This is a genomic window from Pelistega sp. MC2 (genome assembly GCF_900099475.1).
In the GTDB taxonomy this organism is placed as follows: domain Bacteria; phylum Pseudomonadota; class Gammaproteobacteria; order Burkholderiales; family Burkholderiaceae_B; genus Taylorella; species Taylorella indica.
In genome coordinates, this window is record NZ_LT628273.1 from 186717 (window position 1) to 210225 (window position 23509).

At 39.2% G+C, this 23509-nt stretch carries 17 protein-coding genes and 2 pseudogenes; 15 read left to right on the forward strand and 4 right to left on the reverse strand.

What is annotated here, in order from left to right; all coding sequences use genetic code 11:
• Positions 1-78: 78 nt before the first annotated feature.
• The 13 genes and pseudogenes from BQ4443_RS01015 (at position 79) to BQ4443_RS01075 (ending at position 18430) form a co-directional block, all read left to right on the forward strand.
• A complete protein-coding gene (locus BQ4443_RS01015) occupies positions 79-1314 on the forward strand; it encodes an efflux RND transporter periplasmic adaptor subunit (RefSeq protein WP_023952145.1) in 1236 nt (411 codons plus the stop codon).
• Positions 1311-4388 carry an efflux RND transporter permease subunit gene (locus BQ4443_RS01020; RefSeq protein ID WP_071057776.1) on the forward strand — a complete coding sequence of 1026 codons (3078 nt, stop codon included), beginning with the start codon at positions 1311-1313 and terminating at the stop codon, positions 4386-4388. Before BQ4443_RS01015 ends, BQ4443_RS01020 begins: the two co-directional genes overlap by 4 nt.
• Positions 4385-7468: an efflux RND transporter permease subunit gene (locus BQ4443_RS01025; protein WP_071057777.1), complete on the forward strand. Its 3084-nt coding sequence runs from the start codon at positions 4385-4387 to the stop codon at positions 7466-7468. Before BQ4443_RS01020 ends, BQ4443_RS01025 begins: the two co-directional genes overlap by 4 nt.
• 22 nt (positions 7469-7490) lie before the next feature.
• Positions 7491-8912 carry an efflux transporter outer membrane subunit gene (locus BQ4443_RS01030; protein ID WP_071057778.1) on the forward strand — a complete coding sequence of 474 codons (1422 nt, stop codon included), beginning with the start codon at positions 7491-7493 and terminating at the stop codon, positions 8910-8912.
• Between the two features lie 14 nt (positions 8913-8926).
• On the forward strand, positions 8927-9868 hold the full coding sequence (gene epsC / locus BQ4443_RS01035) for a serine O-acetyltransferase EpsC (protein WP_023952149.1): 942 nt from the start codon (positions 8927-8929) through the stop codon (positions 9866-9868).
• A 108-nt stretch (positions 9869-9976) separates the two neighbouring features.
• On the forward strand, positions 9977-10198 hold the full coding sequence (gene relB, locus BQ4443_RS01040) for a type II toxin-antitoxin system RelB family antitoxin (RefSeq protein WP_071057779.1): 222 nt from the start codon (positions 9977-9979) through the stop codon (positions 10196-10198).
• Positions 10199-10387: 189 nt separating this feature from the next.
• Positions 10388-10453 (forward strand): hypothetical protein, encoded by a 66-nt coding sequence (locus BQ4443_RS12580; RefSeq protein WP_256330841.1) that lies wholly within the window; start codon positions 10388-10390, stop codon positions 10451-10453.
• Positions 10454-10866: 413 nt separating this feature from the next.
• Positions 10867-11508: a restriction endonuclease subunit M gene (locus BQ4443_RS01050; protein ID WP_071057780.1), complete on the forward strand. Its 642-nt coding sequence runs from the start codon at positions 10867-10869 to the stop codon at positions 11506-11508.
• 94 nt (positions 11509-11602) lie between these two features.
• Positions 11603-13033, forward strand: coding sequence for an Eco57I restriction-modification methylase domain-containing protein (locus tag BQ4443_RS01055; RefSeq protein WP_256330819.1), 1431 nt, complete (start codon positions 11603-11605; stop codon positions 13031-13033).
• Positions 13026-13673, forward strand: coding sequence for a hypothetical protein (locus tag BQ4443_RS01060; RefSeq protein ID WP_071057782.1), 648 nt, complete (start codon positions 13026-13028; stop codon positions 13671-13673). The genes BQ4443_RS01055 and BQ4443_RS01060 overlap by 8 nt, the downstream gene beginning before the upstream one ends.
• 3 nt (positions 13674-13676) lie before the next feature.
• Positions 13677-16187: a GIY-YIG nuclease family protein gene (locus tag BQ4443_RS01065; protein WP_256330822.1), complete on the forward strand. Its 2511-nt coding sequence runs from the start codon at positions 13677-13679 to the stop codon at positions 16185-16187.
• Between the two features lie 158 nt (positions 16188-16345).
• Positions 16346-16738, forward strand: a complete 393-nt coding sequence (gene tnpB / locus BQ4443_RS01070) for an IS66 family insertion sequence element accessory protein TnpB (RefSeq protein ID WP_083331814.1) — start codon at positions 16346-16348, stop codon at positions 16736-16738.
• An 86-nt stretch (positions 16739-16824) separates the two neighbouring features.
• Positions 16825-18430: pseudogene (locus tag BQ4443_RS01075) on the forward strand (IS66 family transposase).
• A gap of 366 nt (positions 18431-18796) precedes the next feature.
• On the opposite strand, the gene BQ4443_RS01080 reads toward BQ4443_RS01075, so the two are convergent.
• The 4 genes and pseudogenes from BQ4443_RS01080 to BQ4443_RS01090 form a co-directional block, all read right to left on the reverse strand.
• The gene (locus BQ4443_RS01080) at positions 18797-19078 is read right to left on the reverse strand and encodes a HigA family addiction module antitoxin (protein WP_071057783.1); all 282 of its coding nucleotides are present in this window, start codon (positions 19076-19078) and stop codon (positions 18797-18799) included.
• A gap of 10 nt (positions 19079-19088) precedes the next feature.
• A pseudogene (locus BQ4443_RS12080) lies at positions 19089-19319 on the reverse strand (type II toxin-antitoxin system RelE/ParE family toxin); the annotation flags it as partial.
• 223 nt (positions 19320-19542) lie between these two features.
• Complete coding sequence (locus BQ4443_RS01085) at positions 19543-20496, reverse strand: Nudix family hydrolase (RefSeq protein ID WP_071057784.1); 954 nt, start codon at positions 20494-20496, stop codon at positions 19543-19545.
• On the reverse strand, positions 20493-21470 hold the full coding sequence (locus tag BQ4443_RS01090) for an ATP-binding protein (RefSeq protein ID WP_083331815.1): 978 nt from the start codon (positions 21468-21470) through the stop codon (positions 20493-20495). The genes BQ4443_RS01085 and BQ4443_RS01090 overlap by 4 nt, the downstream gene beginning before the upstream one ends.
• A 155-nt stretch (positions 21471-21625) precedes the next feature.
• Here BQ4443_RS01090 and ispB point away from each other — a divergent pair, with 155 nt between their 5' ends.
• Positions 21626-22591, forward strand: coding sequence for an octaprenyl diphosphate synthase (gene ispB, locus BQ4443_RS01095; protein ID WP_071057785.1), 966 nt, complete (start codon positions 21626-21628; stop codon positions 22589-22591).
• A 119-nt stretch (positions 22592-22710) separates the two neighbouring features.
• Complete coding sequence (gene glnH / locus BQ4443_RS01100; RefSeq protein ID WP_071057786.1) at positions 22711-23463, forward strand: glutamine ABC transporter substrate-binding protein GlnH; 753 nt, start codon at positions 22711-22713, stop codon at positions 23461-23463.
• Positions 23464-23509: the final 46 nt, after the last annotated feature.

Sequence of the window (23509 nt, forward strand, 5' to 3'; positions counted from 1 at the left end):
GTTTCAATACATAGCTTTTTGTACAAAAAAACGTGAATATGGGTAAAAATATAATAGTTGCCTAATCAGTTTTTATGTATGCGTACCTTAATTAAAATTTTACTTTTATTAGTAGCAGTAATTGCAGCTTATTTTTGGTTTCAAAATAACCCTGACGTATGGAATAAATTGCTGGGGAAATCCCAAACAAACACAACCGTTACTGCGGATAACAAAACCTCAGTAGCTTCCTCGTCTGTGGGTAACAAAACAACGTCAGCAACAGGTGAGCGTAAGGCTCGTCAAGGTATGCAAGGTGCCGGTGCAATGAGTGTTGCTGTGAAAGTCATCAAGGCAGAGCATAAGTCAATTTCACAAGCGGTATCTAGTTTAGGTACTGTTGTACCATCTCAATCTGTCATCGTACGTAGCCAAGTTGATGGACCATTGCAGAAAATCCATTTTGAAGAAGGACAATTAGTCAAAAAAGGGGATTTGTTAGCAACGATTGACCCACGTCAATATGAAGCAGCACTTAATCAGGCAAAAGGGTCTTTACTTCAAAATCAGGCTAAATTAAATAATGCAAGACAAGACTTAAAACGTTATCAACTATTATTTAAACAAGATTCAATTGCTCGCCAACAAGTGGAGACACAACAGGCACTGGTGAATGAGTATGAGGGGTCGCAAAAGAGCCTACAAGCTGCTGTAGATCAAGCGGCTTTGAATCTTAGCTATACACAGATTAAAGCTCCAATTAGTGGACGTCTTGGGTTACGTACTGTGGACGTGGGAAATTTAATCTCAGCTAGTTCGACAGATGGATTAGTGACAATTACCGAGACTCAACCAATAGATGTTAGTTTTGCGATTGCTGAAAATTACATTCCAGCGGTAGCGAGTCAGTTTTATAACGGTAAAGCACTAAAAGTATTTATTTTTAATCGAGATAACTCAAAACAATTAGGTGAAGGGGTTCTCGTTTCCATGGATAATCAGGTAGATGCGACAACGGGAAGTGTTAAGTTAAAAGCGCGTTTCGACAATAAAGACTTTCAGCTATTTCCTAATCAATTTGTCAATGCCAAAATTATTATTGCTGAGCAAGAAGCTGCATTGGTGATTAGTAATGATGCGATTCAGTATGGTAATTTTGGTCCTTTTGTCTTTGTTGTTCAGCCTGATAATACCGTTAAAACTCAAAATCTTGTACTTGGTATTGTAGATAATGGTTTTACTCAAGTGGAATCAGGGCTAAGTGCTGATGAGCAAGTTGTTGTAGAAGGTCTTGACCGTTTACGTAATGGTTCCAAAGTTGAGATTCTCCCGTGAACATTTCTCGTCAATTTATTTTAAGACCAGTAGCCACCATTCTATTAATGATCGCCGTTGTGATTGGTGGTTTTTTGGCATATAAAAATTTAGCTGTTTCCGCTTTACCGCAAGTTGATTATCCAACTATTCAGGTAACGACACAGTATCCTGGTGCGAGCGCTGAGGTGATGGAATCTCTAGTGAGTAGCCCATTAGAAAAACAATTAGGGCAAATGCCAGGGCTTACATTAATGCGCTCATCAAGCTCTGCGGGTATCTCAGTGATTACCTTGCAGTTTTCTTTGACACTCTCTATGAGTGTTGCAGAGCAACAGGTTCAGGCGGCGATTAATGCAGCGAGTAATTTATTACCCTCAGACTTACCGAGTCCACCAGTATACAACAAGGTGAATCCAGCGGATACACCGGTGCTAACTTTGGCGATTACCTCTCATAGCTTGCCACTATACGAGGCGAGAGATTTAGTAGAGACTAGGATTGCTCAAAAGATTGCGCAGATTGACGGTGTAGGCTTATTAAGTATTTCTGGTGGGCAAAAACCTGCTATCCGCATTCAGGTAAATCCTCAGGCTTTAGCAAGTAATGGGTTAAGCCTAAATGATATTAAAACGGCAATTTCCAGTAATAATATTAATTCACCAACAGGTAATTTTGATGGTCCAAAGCGATCTACAACGATTTATACTGATGGACAATTAAGAAGTCCAGAGCAATATAAAAATATTATATTAACCTATCAAGACGGCGCTGCTTTGCGGCTACAAGATGTGGCACAAATCGTTAATGAGGCCGAGGATATTCGTCAGGCAGCATGGTATGGTACTGAGCCTGCTTTGTTATTGAATATTCAACGTCAGCCAAATGCAAATGTGATTGAGGTAGCAAGTAAAGTACAGGAAATGTTACCTGATTTACAAAAAAGCTTACCTCCTTCTATCGATATTGCTGTTGTGTCGGATCGCACTATTTCGGTCAAACAATCTATCTCGCATGTACAAACCGAAATGCTAATGGCGATTTTACTGGTGGTATTAGTCACATTTGTGTTTTTACATAGCTTTACCGCCACCTTTATTCCTTCTGTTGTTGTACCGCTTTCTATTATTGGTACATTTGGCATTATGTATTTTTTAGGCTTTAGCTTAAATAATTTATCATTGATGGCGCTTACGATTGCTACTGGTTTTGTGGTGGACGATGCGATTGTGATGATTGAAAATATTGCTAGGCATATTGAAGAGGGTGAGCGTCCACTTGCTGCTGCTCTAAAAGGGGCTCAGGAAATTGGTTTTACATTGGTATCGTTGACGATTTCATTAATTGCGGTATTAATTCCATTGTTATTCATGGGCGATGTTATTGGTCGATTATTTAAAGAATTTGCGGTTACTTTAGCGGTAGCTATTTTAATTTCATTAGCTATTTCTTTGACACTAACCCCCATGCTATGTGCGCGATTGTTAAAGTCACATACGGAAAACGCACAGGGGTCTATTTCTAAAATTTTAAGTAATATGATTGATAAGCTTATTCATCTGTATGATAAGGCTTTACAAGTAGTGTTACGCCATCAATTGATTACTTTAGCAGTTGCTATAGCTACCTTAGTATTTACAGCATTATTATATATTGTTGTTCCCAAAGGTTTTTTCCCTGCTCAAGATGCCGGAATGATACAGATTGTCACTGAAGCACCTCAATCTTCTTCATTTAAACAAATGTCCGAACGACAATTAAAAGTAGTAGAGCAGTTATTAAAAGATCCTGATGTGGCTAGTGTGTCTTCTTTTGTGGGTGTTGATAGCAATAATTCAACATTGAATACGGGCAGAATTTTAGTGCAATTACATACAGATCAAGAGCGAGATTCTGTGCAAGAGGTGATGGCGCGGTTCCAACAATTATTGCAGCAAAATACTGGTATTCAAGTTTTTATGCAAGCTGTTCAAGATCTTACGATTGATACGCAAGTCTCTAGGACTCAATATCAAATGACCTTGAGTTCAGTCGATGAGCAGTTACTCAAAGAGTGGGTGCCTATATTGGTAGAGCGGTTAAAAGGATTGCCGGGTTTATGGGGTGTCACGGATAATTTCCAGACAAATGGTTTACAAGTTAATGTTGATGTTGATAGAGAAGCTGCTAGTCGCTTAGGTATTTCTATGTCAGAGATTGAGGAGGCGCTTTATAATGCTTATGGGCAGCGCTTAATTTCGACAATTTTTACCCAATCAGCACAATATCGAGTTATTCTGGAGGTAGCACCAGAGTTTAGACAATCTCCAGATAGCCTAGCATCAATCTATGTGACCGGTACTAATGGTGTTGTCCAATTGGATAAGGTAGCGAAGATTTCTCAAAGTCAAGCACAGTTAGAAAAGCAACGACTTAACCAATTCCCTTCAGCGTTGATTTCATTTAATATCTCTGACGGTTATTCATTGTCAGAAATGGTAGATGAAATTTATGCACAAGCAGCAGATATTCATTTGCCAGCTAGTGTTCAATTGCAGCTACAAGGGGCAGCTCAAGCGTTTGAAGGCTCTTTAACCAATACGCTATGGCTATTATTAGCAGCAGTGTTTACGATGTATATCGTATTAGGCGTATTGTATGAAAGCTATATTCATCCTATTACGATTTTATCAACATTACCTTCTGCCGCGGTTGGTGCTTTATTAGCGTTGATATTTACTGGCAAAGAGCTAGATATGATCGGCATTATAGGGATTATTTTGCTGATTGGTATTGTGAAGAAAAATGCAATTATGATGATTGACTTTGCTTTACATGCAGAAAGAGAGCAAGGTTTATCACCTCAAGAAGCGATTTATAAAGCCGCACTATTGCGTTTTAGACCTATTATGATGACAACCTTAGCCGCTTTATTTGGTGCTGTGCCATTAATGCTATCAACAGGTATGGGTGCAGAATTGCGAGCACCATTAGGGTTGGTGATGGTTGGTGGGTTACTCTGCAGTCAGTTATTGACTATTTTTACAACACCAGTTATTTATTTATTCTTCCATCGTTTTCAAAAAAGTGAGTCAACTAGAGTGGTAGAGGAATGAGTATATCAACGCCTTTCATCAAAAGACCTATTGCTACCACACTTTTAGCGTTGGCATTAAGTGTGATGGGAGTGCTGAGCTATTTTCTTTTGCCAGTTGCTCCTTTGCCCAATATGTCTATTCCTATGATTTTTGTACAAGCATCCTTATCTGGTGCTAGTGCAGAAACTATGGCGAGTAGTGTTGCGACGCCTTTGGAGAGGGCCTTGGGAGGTATTTCTGGATTAAGCTCTATGAGTTCTAATAGCTCTGAAGGGAGTATGAGAATTTTCCTAGAGTTTGATTTTAATAAAAATATTGATGAGGCAGCTCAAGAGGTACAAGGAGCGATTAATGCAGCTAGACCATTAATGCCTAGTAGTATGCGTACGCCACCGTCATTTAAAAAATTAAACCCATCTTCCATGCCTATTATGGCGTTGGCATTAACGTCAGAAACTCATGACCAAGGGCAGTTATATGACTTGGCAAGTACTATTCTTACACAAAAACTAGCGCAAATTGAAGGGGTAGGTGAGGTCTCTTTAGGGGGAAGTTCTCTACCTGCGGTGCGTATTGACTTAAATCCTTTTACTATGAGTGCGTATGGGGTTAGTCTGAGTGAAGTACGAGAGGCTATTAATCAAACTAATACACTAAATCCAACAGGTCTTTTGGAAAATGACCAGTATCGTTGGCAAATTAAAACAAATGGTAAGTTAAGCAAAGCTAATGACTTTAGAGACTTGATTATTCGTTGGCAAAATCAAAATGCTTTAAGATTAAAAGATATTGCTAATGTATATGACTATATTGAAAGCGAATTTAATAACGGTTTTTATAATGATCAAAAAGCCATTAACGTATTAATTCGACGAGAGTCTAGTGCCAATATTATTAAAACGGTTGATAGCATTAAAGCAAGCTTACCTGAACTGCAGGCCTTATTACCAAGTACAGTAAATCTCACGGTTGTGCAAGATCGTAGTCCGAGTATCCGTGCTACTTTACATGAGGCGGAGGTGACCTTAATCGTTGCGGTGATATTAGTGATATTGGTGGTTTTGGTATTTTTAGGTAGATGGAGGGCTACACTTATTCCAGCTATCAGTGTCCCGGTATCATTATTAGGTACCTTTATTGCGATTTATTTTTTAGGTTACTCATTAAATACTATTTCGCTAATGGCATTGATTGTCGCTACAGGCTTTGTGGTGGATGACTCTATTGTTGTTTTAGAAAATATTATGCGGCATATTGAAGCAGGTGAAAAACCATTATCTGCTTCATTAAAAGGCGCAGCGGAGGTAGGTTTTACGGTACTCAGTATGAGTCTCTCATTGATTGCTGTATTTATCCCTTTGTTATTTATGAATAATTTGCTAGGGGTGTTATTTAAAGAGTTTGCGGTTACGTTATCCGTATCTATTTTGGTCTCTTTATTGATTTCTTTAACCTTAACACCTAGTCTATGTGCGCGTTGGCTAACAGCTCAGGAAGAGGAACGAGCTAAACCTATTTTTTTTCAGAGCTTTGATAAGCTTTTTAATGTTATTCAAAAGCTCTATGGTAAAACCCTAGCTATTGCTTTAAAGTTCAAGTTTATTACCCTTTTTGTATTTATAGGAACGATAGCACTAAACGTGTATATGTTTGTGATAGTCCCGAAAGGAATGTTTCCGACCCAAGATACAGGGGTGATTATGGGATTTTTTAGGGTGGATCAAGGGACATCGTTCCAAGCGATGGTGCCTAAATTAGATTACTACCGTAAAATAATTCTAGCTGATCCTAATGTCGAAACAGTAATGGGCTATGCTGGAGGACGAGGTGGTACAAATAGTAGTTTTTTAATGATTCAGCTTAAGCCAGTTAAGGATCGTGAAAAGGGAGCCCAAGAAGTTATCAATGGCTTGCGACAAAAATTTGGCAAAGTGGCTGGAGCCCAAATTTCTTTGGTGGTACAACAGGATATTCGTGCTGGTGGTGGACCTCCTGGTGGTTCGACAGGCTCTTATGATTTATTACTAAAAGCGAGTGATTTAATCGTTTTACGAGAATGGACGCCCAAAGTCAAAACAGCACTGGAAGCACTACCTGAGCTAACTGATGTGATGCAGGGTACACAAGATAGTGGACGTAGAGTTGAGCTAAAAATTAATCGTGAAGCGGCACAACGGCTAGGGGTTAGTATGAATTTGATTACTAATACACTGGGTAGTTTATTTGGGAGTGCTCAAGTCTCGGTTCTCTATGGATCACTTAATCAGTATTATGTGATTATGAGTGCAGCAAGAGAGTTTTCACAAGACCCTAATGTACTTAAAGAAATTACCTTAATCACGGCAGACGGTAAGGCTGTTCCACTTAGTGCTGTGACAGAGTTTACGACTAGTGCAGCACCATTGGGTGTACGACATCAAGGGTTGATGGTATCTGATTCTGTTTCCTATAATTTGGCAGAAGGGGTTCAATTAGAAACAGCCATGAAAGCCATTGATAAAGCGTTGGAAAGAGTATCGCTACCTACTAATCTTATTCAAGCTGAGGCGAGTGGTACATCACAATTGCTACAACAAAGTACACAGCAACAGCCGTTCTTATTCTTGGCAGCGATTATTGTAATGTATTTGGTGCTAGGAATTTTATATGAAAGTTTCGTGTTGCCATTGACGATTCTATCGACTTTGCCTTCAGCAGGGTTAGGAGCTCTGATGGCATTGATGCTAGTTGATATGGAGTTTTCTCTAATAGCCTTGATTGGGGTATTCTTATTGATTGGGATTGTGAAAAAAAATGCCATTATGATGGTAGATTTTGCTGTTAGTCGAGAAAGGGAATTGGCTATGTCACCTGAGCAAGCGATTCATGAGGCTTGCTTAGTGCGTTTTCGTCCTATTATGATGACGACAATAGCAGCTATCTTTGGTGCTGTGCCATTGATTGTCGCTACTGGTGCAGGTGTGGAGATGCGTCAACCTTTAGGTGTCACTATTGTGGGTGGATTAATTTTGAGTCAATTATTAACACTATATTCAACACCAGTCATTTATTTATTATTAGATAAAATGCGTCACCGGTTTATCAAAAAAAGCACCTAATTGTTTTTGTAAAGGTTTATCAATGATAGTGAAAAAAATCAGTATTATTCTCCTAAGTGGTTTGTTATCAGCCTGTGCAGTAGGACCTGATTATAAACAAGCCCCTGAAATTGAAATGGGTGAAAATTACAAAGCGACTACCTTTAAAGACTGGCAACAAACGGCAACGGATAGTTTAAACAGAGGCGCTTGGTGGGAGCGTTTTCAAGATACTCAGTTAAATCAATTAGTTCAAGAGCTAAATACCCATAACTATCAACTAGAACAGGCTTTGGCAAATTATGATGCAGCGCTAGCAACGATGAAAAGTGCTCAAGCCTCTTTGTTTCCTACTGTAAGTTCCGGTGCAAGTTATACCAAATCTGGTGGTAATCAGCAAAATAGTACTAATGCTTATTCAGCGACAGGAACAATTGCTTGGGAAGCTGATTTATGGGGAAAGGTACGTCGCCAAGTTGAGTCTAAACAGTATTCTGTCCAAGCCAGTGCGGCCGATATTGCCGATACAAAATTAAGTTTACAAGCTCAACTCGTTAAAGCATATATTGCCTTGCGTATGACGGATGAACAGCAAAAACTACTTAATCAAATAGTGGCTACTTATGAAAAATCGGTCAAAACAAATCAAAATCGTTATGATCAGGGTGTGGCGGCTAGGGCAGATGTGGTGGCTGCTACGGCGCAATTGGAAAATGCTAGAGCTCAGGCGATTAGTTTGCGTTCAACAAGGCAGCAATATGAAAGTGCTATTGCGGTTTTGTTAGGAAAGGCACCAACGTTATTTACCTTAAGTCCTACAACATTTAACTTAACTATGCCTAGTATCCCATTATCTGTACCATCAGCTCTATTGCTACAGCGCCCAGATATTTATTCAGCCGAGCGTTCAGTGGCTGCTGCAAATGCGGAAATTGGTGTAGCAAAAGCAGCATGGTTTCCTACATTAAGTTTAAGTGCGAGTGGAGGATTGCAGCATAGTAATTTTGCTGATTGGATTGCTGCACCCTTGAATTTTTGGTCTTTGGGTCCCCAGTTAGCGTTAAGTATTTTAGATGGTGGTGCTAGAAGAGCGGCTATTGCCACAAGTGAAGTCAATTACCGTGCAACAGTAGCTAACTATCGACAAACAGTAGTGACGGCATTAAAAGAAGTGGAAGATAATTTAACATTGATGTCTGTGTTAAAAGATCAGGATGCTGTTCAGCAAAGAGCCTTAGTGGCGGCTAGAGAATCACTAAAAATTACACGCAATCAATACCAAGCAGGTTTGGTTGATTATCTCAGTGTTTCACAGGTAGAACAGAGTACGTATAATACAGAAATTAGTGCGTTAGAATTAAAAAGTCAGCGCTTACAAGCTGCCGTTGATCTGATAATGGCGCTAGGAGGTGGATGGTCTGTACCAAATCCGGGAACCATCTCTACATCATTAACGACACAATAGAATGAGAAGAAAATATGCCTTTTTATAAATGCAAAGAAAAACAGCCTCTAACATTTGATCAAGAAGAAATTGTGAAAGGCTTGCGTGAGGTACGTCAAAAATGGCGTGCGTCGCAAAATCGCTTGAACGAAGAAGGTGGTCGTCACCTTCCGTCTCCTAGTGCGATTGATGATGCTGTTAAACAGCTAAGTGGTGCATTATTCCCGATGCGACTAGGGCCAGATGATTTAGTCCATGAAAATGAGGATTTTTATGTGGGCTATACTATTGGTCTTGCATTGAGTGCCTTATTGGCACAAATTGAATTGGAAGTACGACATCATTATCGTGATGATCAACATCACACTCCGGAAGAAATCAAGGATCAGGCCTCCTGTATTGTTCGTGCGTTTGCTAAAAAGTTACCAGAGATTCGTTCGCTCTTAGACAGTGATGTGTTGGCCGCTTATGCAGGTGACCCTGCGGCACAAAGTGTAGATGAGGTATTGCTTTGCTATCCTGGTATTCAAGCCATGATTTACCATCGTATTGCACATGAATTTTATAAATTAGGTGCTACGCTTACCGCGCGTATCATTGCTGAAATATCACATAGTGCAACAGGGATTGATATTCACCCTGGTGCAACTATTGGTGCGGGATTTTTTATCGATCATGGTACGGGAGTTGTTATTGGTGAGACGGCGATTATCGGTCGTAATGTCAGGGTATATCAAGCTGTGACCTTAGGGGCTAAGAGCTTCCCAGCAAATGAGGATGGTAGTCTTCATAAAGGGCTTGCTCGTCATCCTATCGTAGAAGATGATGTCGTTATTTATGCGGGAGCAACGATTCTAGGACGAATTACGATAGGTAAAGGAGCTGTTGTTGGTGGTAATACATGGGTAACAAATGACGTGCCAGCAGGAGAGTTTGTGCGTATTGTGAGCTCACATTCAAAGCATTGTGATTTTTAGCTGAGAGTGGTGTAAGAGTGACAATTATGCCCACCTATGGTAGCTCCATTAGGCTATATTCCTTTAAAACGAATAATACACTTGTATTACAAGTGCGGGAGAGGGTAAATGACGACAATCAGTTTGAGAGCGACGGATACTGAGAGGAAATTAATCAGAGATATAGCGAAATTACATGGTAAAACCATATCTCAGTATATTAAAGATGTTGTGCTGGATCGTATCGAAGATGAATATGACCTCAAGGCTTATGATGATGCTTTAACAGAGTTTAAGCGAAACCCGGTCGCTTATTCTTTAGAAGAAATTAAAAAGCGCCATGGTTTATAAACTCCTTTTTTCAGAGCGGTTTGATAGACAATTTAGTAAATCGGATAAATCAGTACAAAAACTACTGATAGCATGGTTTCAGAAAAACATAGAACAGACTGATAATCCTAGGCAGCATGTAAGGCTTCAAGCCATAATCGTTCCGAACAATGGCGTTATAGAATAGGCGCTTATCGAGTTATATGTGATATCCAAGACAAAGAGTTAGTCGTACTAGCCTTGGAAGTAGGGCATAGAAAAAACGTGTATATATAAATAAAGGAAGTAATGTTGACCGTATTGGATCGCCTTATTTTTTTGAGGGAAAATCTAGTATACACTTACTGAATATTTAACCATTAAGGCTATATCTTGCAAGGAGCGATAGAGGCTATAAAATTGTTTAGAGTTGAGTTTTATTACTTGATAAATATTTATATGTTGTATGCTATTCTATTCCATGGCGTTTCATACGCTACAGTCCATAATAGAATTGATTGTATCTTTTTTACAAAAAAAGAAAATAAATGAATAAAACACTTGATTATATAACGGCGATTGATCAAAATTGCCTGCCTGCCTGCCTGCCTGCCTGCCTAGGGTAGGTTTTTCTTACTCTACATTTTTCAGTATCGTACGATTAGATTCTTTAGTTTTTTATAAAACTAGCTGCATGGAGGAGTTATCCCATGCAAGTTAAGTCTAAGCAAAGAGTAACAGATCACGGAGAGGTTTTTACAAGTGAGCGTGAAGTTAACGCAATGCTTAACCTTGTAGGGAGTCAAGTTGAAAACCCTGAGAAAACGTTTTTAGAACCAGCTTGTGGAAATGGGAATTTCTTAACTGAAATTCTTAGGCGAAAGCTAGAGGCTGTATCGAGAAAGCACAAAAAAAATCAATATGAGTATGAACACCAGTCGCTTATTGCATTGGGTAGTATCTATGGTATTGATCTACTTATTGATAATATAAATGATTGTAGAGACAGACTATTTGAAATTTTTAAACAAGCCTACGTCAAACAATACCCCAATACTTTTCAACAATCATGTCTACGTTCTGCTCGGTACATTTTATCCTGCAATATATTGCAAGGTAATGCACTGACACTCAAATCAGTTGATGGTGAAAATAACATTATTTTTGCTGAGTGGAAAGCTGTTAATGGAAGTTTTATACAACGCCGAGACTATATTTTCTCTGATTTAGTCAATAAGTATAGTGAAAGAGATATGCCTTTATTTTCTGATTTAGGTGTTGAGTCTTTTATTCCTAATCCTAGTAGAAATGATTATCGTCCAACACATTTTTTGGAGTTGGGCAATGACTAATATTTCCCATATTTTATATAACCCAGATGTTCTAAATTGTTTAGCAAACTTATCAAATGATGAGGTATTTACTCCTCCAGAGATTGTTAATCAAATGCTAGATACTTTGCCTAATAATTTATGGGGAAATCCTAATGCAAAGTTTTTGGATCCAGTTTGTAAATCCGGGGTTTTTCTTAGAGAGATAGCAAAAAGATTAAATAAAGGTTTAGAAGGAAAAATTCCTGATTTACAACAAAGAATAAATCATATTTTTAGTCAACAGCTTTATGGTCTGGCAATTACAGAGATGACAGCGCTACTTTCTAGGAGAAGTGTGTATTGCGCAAAAAATGCAGCAAGTGCTTTATCAGTCTGTACTGATTTTGAGGATAATCAAGGAAATATTTATTTTCAGAAAATACCTCATACATGGGAGGGTACTACATGTAAAGAGTGTGGTGCGAGTAGGAGTGTTTATGAGCGAGAAGAGGAAGAATTAGAAAATCATGCTTATGTTTTTATTCATAAAGGATATGCACAAAAAGTACTAGGATTAGAAAAGATGAAGTTTGATGTCATTATTGGTAATCCCCCTTATCAACTTAGTGATGGTGGGGCACAGGCAAGTGCTAAGCCGATTTATCATTTATTTGTGGAACAAGCAAAAAAATTACACCCAGATTATTTAGTGATGATTACCCCATCACGTTGGTTTGCTGGGGGGCGGGGGTTAGAGGAATTCAGAAGTCAAATGCTAATGGATAGACATATTAAGGAGCTTTATGATTATCCTGATTCAACAGATTGTTTTCCGGGGGTGAGTATTGAGGGTGGTGTAAGTTACTTTTTATGGGATAAACAATACCAAGGAGATTGTATTGTAAAAACCTTAGAGAAAGGTAATGTTATTTCAGAAATGAAGCGTCCATTAAAAGAGAATAATATTGAAACATTTATTAGGTATAACGATGCAATAGCTATTCTTAGAAAAGTCCAGTATTTTGAAACAAAAAGTTTTATGGATATTGTAAGTGCTGGGAAACCATTTGGGTTAAGGACTTTCTTTTTAGGAGCCACAGAACCATATGAAAATGATTCAATTTTAATTTATCAAAATGGTGGAATAGGGTATGTTAGACGCACAGAGGTTATTACAAATGCGAACCTAATTGATGCTCATAAAGTTTATATTACATATGCTTATGGTATGGGGAATAATGAGCCTTATCAAGTAATAAATAAACCATTTTATGGAAAACCAGGTAGTTGCTGTACAGAGACTTATCTTGTTATTGGTCCATTTGAGAATGAGATGATTTGTAATAATGTGATGAGTTATATGGCAACATGTTTTTTTAGGTTTTTGGTCTTACTAAAAAAGAATACTCAGCACGGTACAAAAAAAGTTTATGAACTTGTTCCTCAACAAGATTTTTCTAAGCCTTGGACGGATCGTGAATTGTATGAAAAATATGCATTAACAGAAAGAGAAATTGCTTTTATTGAAAAAATGGTACGCCCAATGGAGTTGGATAATGTCTAGAAGGACGATTTATTATCTAAAAAGAAATAATATTTATTTTCCAACGAAAACAGCTTTTCAAAAACATCTTAAAGATATTCGTAATCGAGCAAAGCAAAATTTTAATGGTGAAATATTAGACAAAAATGATCTGAATGATTTAAAAGATTTTATTGAGGATTTTTCTGATAAAAGAGATTATCTTTGCCAGAATATTGATATCAGTAAATGTCATTTTATTATTAGAAAATCACCAAATTATTCTACAGATTGTTTGTATGTCATAGATAAAAACACAGGATTTGAGGAGCAAATTAGTACAACAAGATTTGGAAACCCACCTTCTGATTTAGAAAATTTTTGTAAGTGCTTAAGGTACGCCATCCGCAATGACAAATTACAAAAAAGACAAATTTATGCAGACAGGGAAGGTAAACGTATTGATCAGGTTGATCTGTGGCATGTTGATCCAAATTTTAAAGAGCTTGTGGCGGAGTTTCAAGCATTGCAAGGTTTAGATGATTTGAGTGTTGTGGTAACACCAAATATAGGGCAACATAATGTCCCAGAGTTATTACCAGACTATCAATATCTTGAAAATGAATTCTTAGATTTCTATAAAAATAGAGTGACAGCTTATGAGTTGCGAACTAGGAGGTAAGTAATGGAATCTGATCCAGAAATTAGTGTAGAAATGGATGATGATAAAACCAGTTTTGCTAAATTAGCAAAACCACGTATCTATGCGTATAGTGACATCCATTATAAAGGTTACTTAAAAATTGGCTATACCTCTAAATCAGTTATTGATCGTGTAAAAGCACAATACCCTATTACTACGCCAGAGCAATCATGGAAAATAGAATTAGATAAATTTGCTGTGAGAGATGATGGTGGATTATTTAAAGATTATGATGTGCATCGTGTTTTAGAGTCAAAAGGTATTAAAAGAGTTCGCGGTGAGTGGTTTGAGTGTACGGTTGATGATGTTGAAAATGCTATTCTTGAGCTAAAAACAGGTCAGCAATTAGAACCTAATCGTAGGTTTGATTTTGGTATGAGACCAGAGCAGGAACAAGCCGTAAAAAAAACAATCGCTTATTTCGAAGCATTAAAAAAAGAGAATAGTAATATAACACCTCATTTTCTATGGAATGCAAAAATGAGGTTTGGTAAAACATTTGCAACTTATCAATTAGCCAAAAAAATGGCATGGAAAAAAGTACTAATACTTACATTTAAACCTGCTGTTCAAAATGCATGGCAAGAGGATTTAAAGTCTCATATTGATTTTGTTGATTGGCAGTTTGTTGTGCGTAATGGATTAACTTATGAGGCGTGCGATAAGAGTAAACCAATTGTTTGCTTTGCTTCTTTCCAGGACTTTTTAGGTAAATCTAGATCTGGTGGTATTAAATTAAAAAATCAATGGGCTCATGAGATTAATTGGGATTGTGTAGTTTTTGACGAGTACCATTATGGAGCATGGAGAGAAACAGCAAGGGATTTATTTGAGGGGGAGGATGAGCAAGAAAGGCTTTTTGCGCAGAGTAAAGATTTAATAGAATTTGAAGAGGAAAATTTACCAATAACTACTAATCATTATTTATACCTTTCAGGTACTCCGTTTAGAGCAATGTCATCAGGAGAGTTTATTGAAGAGCAAATTTTTAATTGGACGTATTCTGATGAGCAAAAGGCTAAAAAGGAGTGGCTTGGAGAAAATAATCCTTATGATGCACTTCCTGAAATGGTGATGATGACATATCAATTGCCTGATTCTGTGCGTAGTATTGCATTGAGAGGAGAATATAATGAATTTGATTTAAATGAGTTTTTCTCTGCTACAGGTGCTGATGATCATGCCAAATTTCAACATGAAAATGAGGTACAAAAGTGGTTGGATTTTATACAGAATAAACTTAGTGAATTAAATATAGATACGCTTAGAATGGGTAAAACTAAACCTCCAATGCCTTTCTCTGATGTAGACTTGATGTCTAGTTTATTACATACCTTTTGGTTTTTACCTAATGTAGCAAGTTGTTATGCAATGAGGAATTTATTGAGAAGAGAGTGCAATCAGTTCTTTTCTCAATATCAGATTGTGGTAGCTGCTGGAAGTAGAGCTGGGGTTGGCATAGAGGCACTACCGCCTGTAAAAGAGGCAATGGGAGACAATCCACTTGAGACAAAAAGTATTACGCTTTCTTGTGGGAAGTTAACGACAGGAGTATCAGTTTCTCCTTGGGCGGGTATTTTTATGTTGAGAAATATGTCTAGTCCAGAGACTTATTTCCAGGCGGCATTTAGAGTGCAAACGCCATGGGTACTTAGAGGGAATGACTGTAATGATCCAAATAATGAAGAGATAGTAAAAAAACAATGTTATGTTTTTGATTTTGCTCCAGATAGAGCGTTGCGTCAAATATCAGATTATAGTTGTCGTTTAGATACTGAAAATAGTAATCCAGAACAGAAAGTGGCTGAGTTTATTCGCTTTTTACCTGTGCTGGCATATGATGGAAGTTCTATGCGAAAGATTGATGCTAGTGGCATTTTAGATATAGCGATGAGTGGTACAACAGCAACCATGTTAGCTAAACGTTGGGAAAGTGCTCTTTTAGTTAATGTTGACAATGCAACGCTACAAAGACTAATCAATAATGAAGATGCAATGCGAGCATTGATGAAAATAGAAGGGTTTCGTAGTTTAAATCAAGATATTACAACAATCATTAATAAGTCTGATGCAGTGAAAAAAGTTAGACAAGAAAAAGGGGATAATATAACCCAAGTAGAAAAGAAACAATTAGATAAGGAAGAGAAAGAATATAAAAGTTTGCGTAAAAAAATTCAAGAGAAATTGATTAAATTTGCAACGCGGATTCCTGTGTTTATGTATCTTTCAGATTATCGAGAACACTGTCTAAGGGATGTTATTACAAAATTAGAACCTGATTTGTTTTATAGGGTAACAGGGCTTACGCAAGATGATTTTGAGCTTTTGGCACGTCTAAATGTATTTAATGAGTCTTTAATGAACGATGCTGTGTATAAATTTAGACGTTATGAGGATTCAAGCCTATCCTATACTGGTATTGATAGGAATCAAAATAATTCTGTAGGGTTATATACAACAGTACTCTCAAGAGAAGATTCTTTAAATTATTAAATTGACAAAGCGCATCAATACCAGTGATGTGGGTTTGTTGCTTCTTAACGAGTTGATACTCAAAGCTGCTATCTCTATCGTAAGCGTCCGGTGAACACATGTATTCATTCCTGCTAAATTGCGCGACACTATGGTTTTGTGTATGTTAGGAGAAATCAATGCCGTCTTTAATGCGTATCGAGACCGCCCAACGAGTGGGAATTCAAGAGCAAGCGTCTAGCCTACTGGCACTAGATAAAATCATCCTGGTGAGTGAGGCGACAGATTTACGAGCGGGGATGGATACCTTGCGCACTAAGGCAATTCAGCGCTTTGGTCAGGTGGCACCTCACGAAGCCTATGTGTTTATGAATCGCACGCACACGCTTCTTAAATTACTCATGCACGATGCGATGGGGTCGTGGCTATGTGTTCGTCGACTACATGAAGGACGCTTTCACGGTGCAGGCTCACGGATGAATCCGGCACTGTCAGCAGAACAACTGCAGGCCTTAGCCTTGGGGCTGCCTTGGCATCGTTTAGGTGAAGCCGGTATCTATCGTTATTGTTAGTTTGATCGTGAGCTAAGTGGGGCGATCTTGTCAATTAGGTATTCTCGGGATCGCTTATTTTATCGGCATAAGGCATACTACGTCTTATGCCGAATTCTTTTGCTTTTCTTTCCTCTGATTTATCCCAGTTAACTGCTGAGCAGTTGCGCGAACTCGTGCTGCAACAACAAGCCTTAATTGCTCAACAAGACGCATTGATTGTAAAAAAAGCAGCACAGGTGGAAGAAAAGGATCTGGCCTATCGTCGTGTTCTGAGCGCTTACGAACAAGTGAAGATGGAGTTGGCGATCTTAAGACGTATCAACTTTGCTAAACGTAGCGAACAGCTCCCTGACCTACAAGCGAAACTTTTTGAAGATGACGCCCATGAGGATTTGGCTGAGCTAGAAACGATGTTAGACAACATCGGTCAGCAATTAACGTCCATGAGTGGTCAAGAGCACACACCTCGCACACCGTCTCGTATGCGTTTGCCGGCGGAATTGCCCTCGGTGGATATTCATTATACGTTGGAAAGCACGACCTGTGGTTGTGGTGCTGAGATGCGTCATCTTGGGGATGAGGTGAGTCAGAAACTGGATTATGTGCCCGGTACTTTTAGCGTGGAGAATCACATTCATCCGAAATACGTGTGTGATTGTTGCAAGACTCTCAATCAAGCGCCGGTACCTCCTCACATCATTGATAAGGGGTTGGCAACGACCGGACTGCTGGCGACAGTACTGATCATGAAGTATGCTGACCATCTGCCGTTGCACCGTCAAGAAGCCATCTTTGAGCGCAGCGGTGTACGCATTGCCCGTTCTACGCTGGCGGATTGGGTAGGCACCTGTGGCGCACAGTTACAACCGCTCGTTGATGCTTTACGCCAAGAGGTGCTCTCGCATTCGGTATTGCATGCCGATGAGACCCCCATCACTTACATGCACCATAAAAAGGGCAAAACGCAACGTGGTTATTTCTGGGTCTATGCCCCGGGTGCTTATGAGCAGATGAAAGCGGTGATTTATGACTTTAAGCCAGGTCGCTCAGGCGCTCATGCCCGCGAATTCTTAGGCGATTAGTCTGATGTGTGATGATTACGCCGGTTATAAAGCCCTCTTTGCCGATGAGCAAGTGATTGAGGGGGGATGTTGGGCGCATGCGCGTCGCAAATTCCACGATATTTACCAAGCCAACGGCAGCTCAGTGGCTGAACAGGCCTTACAACAAATCCAACGACTTTATCACTACGAGGCCGAGGCCAGGAACTTAAGTCCACCGGAGCGATTAGCCCATCGACAACGCCACATGGAGCCGGCACTTAAGCAATTAGAAAGGGGGTTGCGTAGTCAGTTTGAGCTGGTGCCGCCGAACTCGGCGATCGCCAAAGCCATTCGTTACAGCCTGAACAATTGGCTTGCCTTGACGCGCCTCTTGGAAGACGCTCAACTGCCGATGGATAATAATGCGGTAGAGAATTTGATACGTCCACTCGCGATTGGTCGCAAGAATTGGCTCTTTGTAGGTTCAGAGAAAGCGGGTCGACGTGCGGCTGCGGTGATGTCGTTAATTCAATCGGCTAAGCTCAATGGCCATGACCCTTATGCTTACCTTAAGGATGTGTTGGAACGATTGCCGACACAGAAAGCGAAGGACATTGCTGAGCTTCTGCCTCATCGTTGGCAAGCGCCAAACGACACCAAGAATTAACACAATGCCCCGACAAAATCGGGGCATTGAACGTTTAAAAACGGAAGTCAATCGGAGTTCACCGGACGCTTACTCTCTATCCACTAAAGGTTCAATTTGGAGCTCGCCAAGTTCTGTGACAATGGTTTTGCTCATTTTGCCATTGCGTCTGTTGGTTTGCTCAGATTTCTCGTGTTTAGCATAGGTGTTCTTTCATCTATGCTATTCCTTTTTAGTTGGCCAACCATGTGAGTTGTGCTAACTCATTTAGTTTGTCTGTCATTGCTTATTCTCCTATCTAGGGGATTTATAAGCAGTTACACAGTTTTAGGGAAAGTCTCTGAGAGACAGTCGCATATGTTTGGATTCTTAAAATTTTCTATTACTTTAAACGGACTTACTTAATTCCACCACATAATCAATGAGCTGAGGATTATGTTGGCGTATTTTCCACAAATCGTATTCCGCTTGCATATTTAGCCAATAGTTTGGACTTGTATTCAGCCCCTTTGCTAATCGTAGAGCAGTTTCTGCTGTAATAGCTGTTTTACCGTGTAATATACGAGATAAAGATACTCGAGAAATACCTAATTTTTGTGCAGCTTCAGTAACGGTGATTCCTTCGAGGTATTCTTGTAAGACTTCTCCAGGATGCGCTGGATTAAACATAATATATTCCTTAGTGATAATTTTGATAGTCAACAATCTCTGCGTTACCATCTTGAAATTTAAAGGTTATTCGCCAACTTCCATTAACAGAAACCGCCCAATGCCCTTTTAAATTTTTATGTAATGAATGTAAGTTCCAATGAGGAGCATTCATATCATTGGGATTATTAGCATTGTTTAATGCTGTTAATAATAGGCGTAATTTAGTTGCATGGCGCGCTTGTATGCCTCTAGTTGAGCCAGTTCTAAAAAATAGTGGTTAAAAGACACTATCATTCTTTACACCTTTTACATGTTAACAGTGTACAAAAATACCCTTTTTTTGTAAAGACTAAGGATACACTTTTGAATGGATGTTCTAAACATGCCAAGTTTTTGATGTAAAAAACTTGATAAAATCCATAGAGGATATCATCTCAGTTATCTCTTTTTTGTCAATCTGGAAGTGTGACAATTATGCCTACCTAACCCCTCATAAACGCCACACCATGAGCCCCATGTTCTCGTGCTTTTTCTAAGCGATTAATAGATTGCCCGCCAATGGCAAAAACAGGTCGTCCTGCTTCTTGAGCAAATTGTTGAAATTGTTCCCAACCTAGGGGCGTCTGATTAGGGTGTGAGGGAGTAGCTTCTACATGACCTAGTACGACAAAGTCTGCATTAAGAACATTTGCATAAAGAATATCGGCAAGATGGTGGCAAGATATTCCTAGCAGCTTATCGCTAGGAATAGGGCGTTCCTCTAATTGAACAGCATCTTGAGCACGTAATTGTACACCGTCAGCCAATGCCCACCATGCACGAGGATGAATACTATTGACTAATAGCTTTGCACCGTGTGCATGGCATTTCGCTAGCATTGCGTCAAAGAGTGCTTTGAGTGACGTACTACCTACACCGTCATGCCATGTAGGCTCTCGGAATTGAAATAGTTTTACGCCTTGCGCCAATAACTGTTCAAATCGTTGCCAGTAAGCTTCTTGTTGATCAGGATTGTCAAAATGACTAATCGCATAGGCTTCTGGAATGTTAAGCCATTTAAGAGGATCTACAGAGGCAGGAAGTAGTTCACCAAGTTCATGTGCTTTTTCTGGTGTTGTCCATGCAAACGCTTGTTGTTCTAGCCCACGGACTTCTCCAGTCCAAGTGTATACTCGTCGGAAAGAAAGCTCCACAGTGGTTTTTGGGTACTCATAGGTAAAATGCATCCATGGATAAGAATCCCCAATATGAATATCTAATTCTTCTTTTAATTCACGAGCCAGTGCTTGATGCTCCGTTTCGCCTGATTCTATTTTCCCTCCAGGAAATTCCCACCAACCTGCCCAAGGCTTACCCTCTGGGCGCTGTGCTAATAGAACTTGACCTTGGGGGTTGAGGACTACCCCGACAGCGACATGAATAAATGGTTTGTTCATAGTGACTCCGGAGAGTGATCAGAATCAATGGAAGACGTTAACGCTGGATTGGTAACTCCCGTAGATTTTGGTGCATGACTGGTAGATGTTGATTGATCATTTTCTAAACCCATATGTCTTGCTGTCCAATCCCGAGCAAAGTGCTTTGCCACTCGACCAGAACGAGAACCGCGTTGAATTGCCCATTGCAATGCTTCTGTGCGACTTTCTTCGATATATTGTTCTGGACAACCCATATCTCTTAACCAGTAATAGACAATGGCGAGATAATCTTCTTGACGGAAAGGATAAAAAGACAGCCATAAGCCAAAACGTTCTGATAAAGAAATTTTTTCTTCAATAGCTTCACCGGGGTGTACTTCACCGTCATCTTGATAAGCGGTGGTCAAGTTTTCACTCATATATTCAGGCATTAAATGGCGGCGATTAGAGGTTGCATAAATAAGCACATTATCACTACTAGCAGCGATTGAACCATCGAGAATAGACTTAAGTGCTTTATAACTAACTTCACCCTCATCAAAAGATAAATCATCACAGAAAATAATAAAACGCTCTGGTCGTGTATGGATTAAGTCCACAATATCACTTAAGTCACCAAGATCTGATTTATCTACCTCAATTAAACGCAGACCTTCATCATGAAATTGTGCCAGCATAGCTTTTACTAGAGAGCTTTTTCCAGTACCTCGAGCCCCTGTCATTAATACATTATTGGCAGGTTTTCCTTGGACAAAAAAACGAGTATTGCGTTCAATCGCTTCTTTTTGTTTTTCGATATGCATTAAATCGCTGGGCTCAATAGAGTCAATAACATTGATGGCTTCTAACCAAGCAGTCTCACCTTTTTTACGCCAACGGAAAGCTTTGGCATTCCAATCTGTTTGATCGGGTGTAGGAGGAAGCCATGCCTCTAACTGAGAAAGAACACCAATGGCTTTTTGAATTAAAAGGTCTAAATTATGCTGGCTCATAAGTAAAAATAGAAGTTAAGTCTAAAAATCGAAGATAAATAATATCCTGTTTAAGGGTAAGGATATCATGCTATAAATCATAAGCTATTTTCCCAATTTAAATACCCATATAGTAGAATATAGGAAATATTGTCACTTTTTAACATGGGATTACCGTGAGTATTCAAGAAATTATTAGTCCAATTGCAGATGATATGAAAGCCGTTGATGCGGTGATTCGCTCTCGTTTGAATTCTGAAGTCGTCATGATTCGCACTATTGGCGAATATATTATCAGTGCTGGTGGCAAACGTATGCGCCCCGCCATGGTGTTAATGATGGCAAATGCACTTGGATACAAGGGTAATTTGCATCATATCTTAGCGGCAGTTATTGAGTTTATTCATACCTCAACCTTATTACATGACGATGTGGTGGATGAGTCAGATATGCGTCGTGGGCGAGAGACAGCTAATGCTGTGTTTGGTAATGCGGCGAGTGTATTGGTTGGCGACTATTTATATTCACGTTCATTTGAAATGATGGTAGAAGTTGATTCAATGCGTGTGATGCAGATTCTTTCTCAAGCCACGACAGTCATTGCTGAGGGAGAAGTCTTACAACTACTTAATGTCCATGATCCAGATGTGACGGTTGAGCGTTATTTACAAGTGGTACGTTATAAAACAGCCAAATTGTTTGAGGCAGCAACGCAAGTGGGAGCAGTATTAGCTGGTGTTAGTGAAGAATTAGAAGAGGCTGCCGCTGCGTATGGTCGCCATATCGGTACAGCTTTTCAATTAATTGATGATGTGTTGGATTATTCAGGTAATGTAGAAAGTTTAGGCAAAAATGTGGGTGATGACTTACGCGAAGGTAAGCCAACCTTGCCGCTTATTCGAGTGATGGAAGTAGGTACACCGGAACAACAGCAGCTAATTCGTCAAGCCATTGAAACAGGTGAAGCAGATTTTGAGGCTGTTGCGACAGCGATTCGTTCGACAGATGCGCTTGACTATACACGCCAGATGGCAGTTAAAGAAGCACAAATGGCGCGTGATGCGTTACAAGATTTTCCTGAGTCTGCTTATAAAAAATCATTGCTTGACTTTTGCCAATTTGCGGTAGAAAGAGATCGATAGTATTTTTTTGTTGAGAAAACAAGGGTATTTCCCAATAGAGGGAAGTACCCTTTTTTATTACATTGATTTATAAGAGAATATTCTTACCCGATTATTTATTTTACTTGGAGAAAATTGTAATGAAAAAGAGTTTTACTTCAGCAGTATTAGGATTAACGGCGGTTTTTGCACTCAATATTGGTGTGGCATCTGCCAAAGAGATTATTGTAGCCACAGATACAGCATTTGTACCTTTCCAATTTAAAGAGGGAGACAAGTACACAGGCTTTGATATTGACTTATTTGATGCTGTTGCTCGTGAAGCCGGTATCCAATACAAATTACAACCAATGGACTTTAACGGTATTATCCCTAGCTTACAAACACGTAATGTGGATGCGGCTATTGCGGGTATTTCAATTAAGGAAGAACGTAAAAAAATCTTAGATTTCTCAGATCCTTATTACAATAGTGGTATTGCGATCATGGTACGTACTGAGGATGTAAACAAAATTAAGAGTCTAGATGACCTTAAAGATAAAACCATTGCCATTAAAACTGGCTCTGGTCCTGTGGATTTTGTGAAAAAGAATGTTCCTAGTGCGAAAATCAAACTTTTCCCTAATAGTGATAACTCATTCCTAGATCTACAATCAGGTAACTCAGATGCGGTTGTATATGACACTCCAAACTTGCAATATTATGCGAAAACAGTAGGTAAAGGTAAAGTGGCTGTCAGTGCTATTTTGAACAGTGATGATCAATATGGTATTGCTTTCCCGAAAGGTAGTGACCTTGTTGCCAAAGTCAATGAAGGGTTGAAAAAAGTGAGAGCAAGTGGTGAGTACGATAAAATTCATGCTAAATGGTTTGGAGAAAATCCTGCTAAGTAATCACTAACATCATCTTATTTATTCTTATGTTGCTCAGGTGATGAGT

Excerpts from the sequence above, each read along its gene's own strand:
- BQ4443_RS01055 (WP_256330819.1), top strand. The coding sequence starts at position 11,603 with ATGCTAGATACTTTGCCTAATAATTTATGGGGAAATCCTAATGCAAAG.
- BQ4443_RS01080 (WP_071057783.1), bottom strand. The coding sequence starts at position 19,078 with ATGTTTAATCCAGCGCATCCTGGAGAAGTCTTACAAGAATACCTCGAA.
- relB (WP_071057779.1), top strand. The coding sequence starts at position 9,977 with ATGACGACAATCAGTTTGAGAGCGACGGATACTGAGAGGAAATTAATC.
- BQ4443_RS01090 (WP_083331815.1), bottom strand. The coding sequence starts at position 21,470 with ATGAGCCAGCATAATTTAGACCTTTTAATTCAAAAAGCCATTGGTGTT.
- epsC (WP_023952149.1), top strand. The coding sequence starts at position 8,927 with ATGCCTTTTTATAAATGCAAAGAAAAACAGCCTCTAACATTTGATCAA.
- BQ4443_RS01030 (WP_071057778.1), top strand. The coding sequence starts at position 7,491 with ATGATAGTGAAAAAAATCAGTATTATTCTCCTAAGTGGTTTGTTATCA.
- BQ4443_RS01025 (WP_071057777.1), top strand. The coding sequence starts at position 4,385 with ATGAGTATATCAACGCCTTTCATCAAAAGACCTATTGCTACCACACTT.
- BQ4443_RS01065 (WP_256330822.1), top strand. The coding sequence starts at position 13,677 with ATGGAATCTGATCCAGAAATTAGTGTAGAAATGGATGATGATAAAACC.
- tnpB (WP_083331814.1), top strand. The coding sequence starts at position 16,346 with ATGCCGTCTTTAATGCGTATCGAGACCGCCCAACGAGTGGGAATTCAA.
- glnH (WP_071057786.1), top strand. The coding sequence starts at position 22,711 with ATGAAAAAGAGTTTTACTTCAGCAGTATTAGGATTAACGGCGGTTTTT.
- BQ4443_RS01050 (WP_071057780.1), top strand. The coding sequence starts at position 10,867 with ATGCAAGTTAAGTCTAAGCAAAGAGTAACAGATCACGGAGAGGTTTTT.
- BQ4443_RS01060 (WP_071057782.1), top strand. The coding sequence starts at position 13,026 with ATGTCTAGAAGGACGATTTATTATCTAAAAAGAAATAATATTTATTTT.
- BQ4443_RS01015 (WP_023952145.1), top strand. The coding sequence starts at position 79 with ATGCGTACCTTAATTAAAATTTTACTTTTATTAGTAGCAGTAATTGCA.
- BQ4443_RS01085 (WP_071057784.1), bottom strand. The coding sequence starts at position 20,496 with ATGAACAAACCATTTATTCATGTCGCTGTCGGGGTAGTCCTCAACCCC.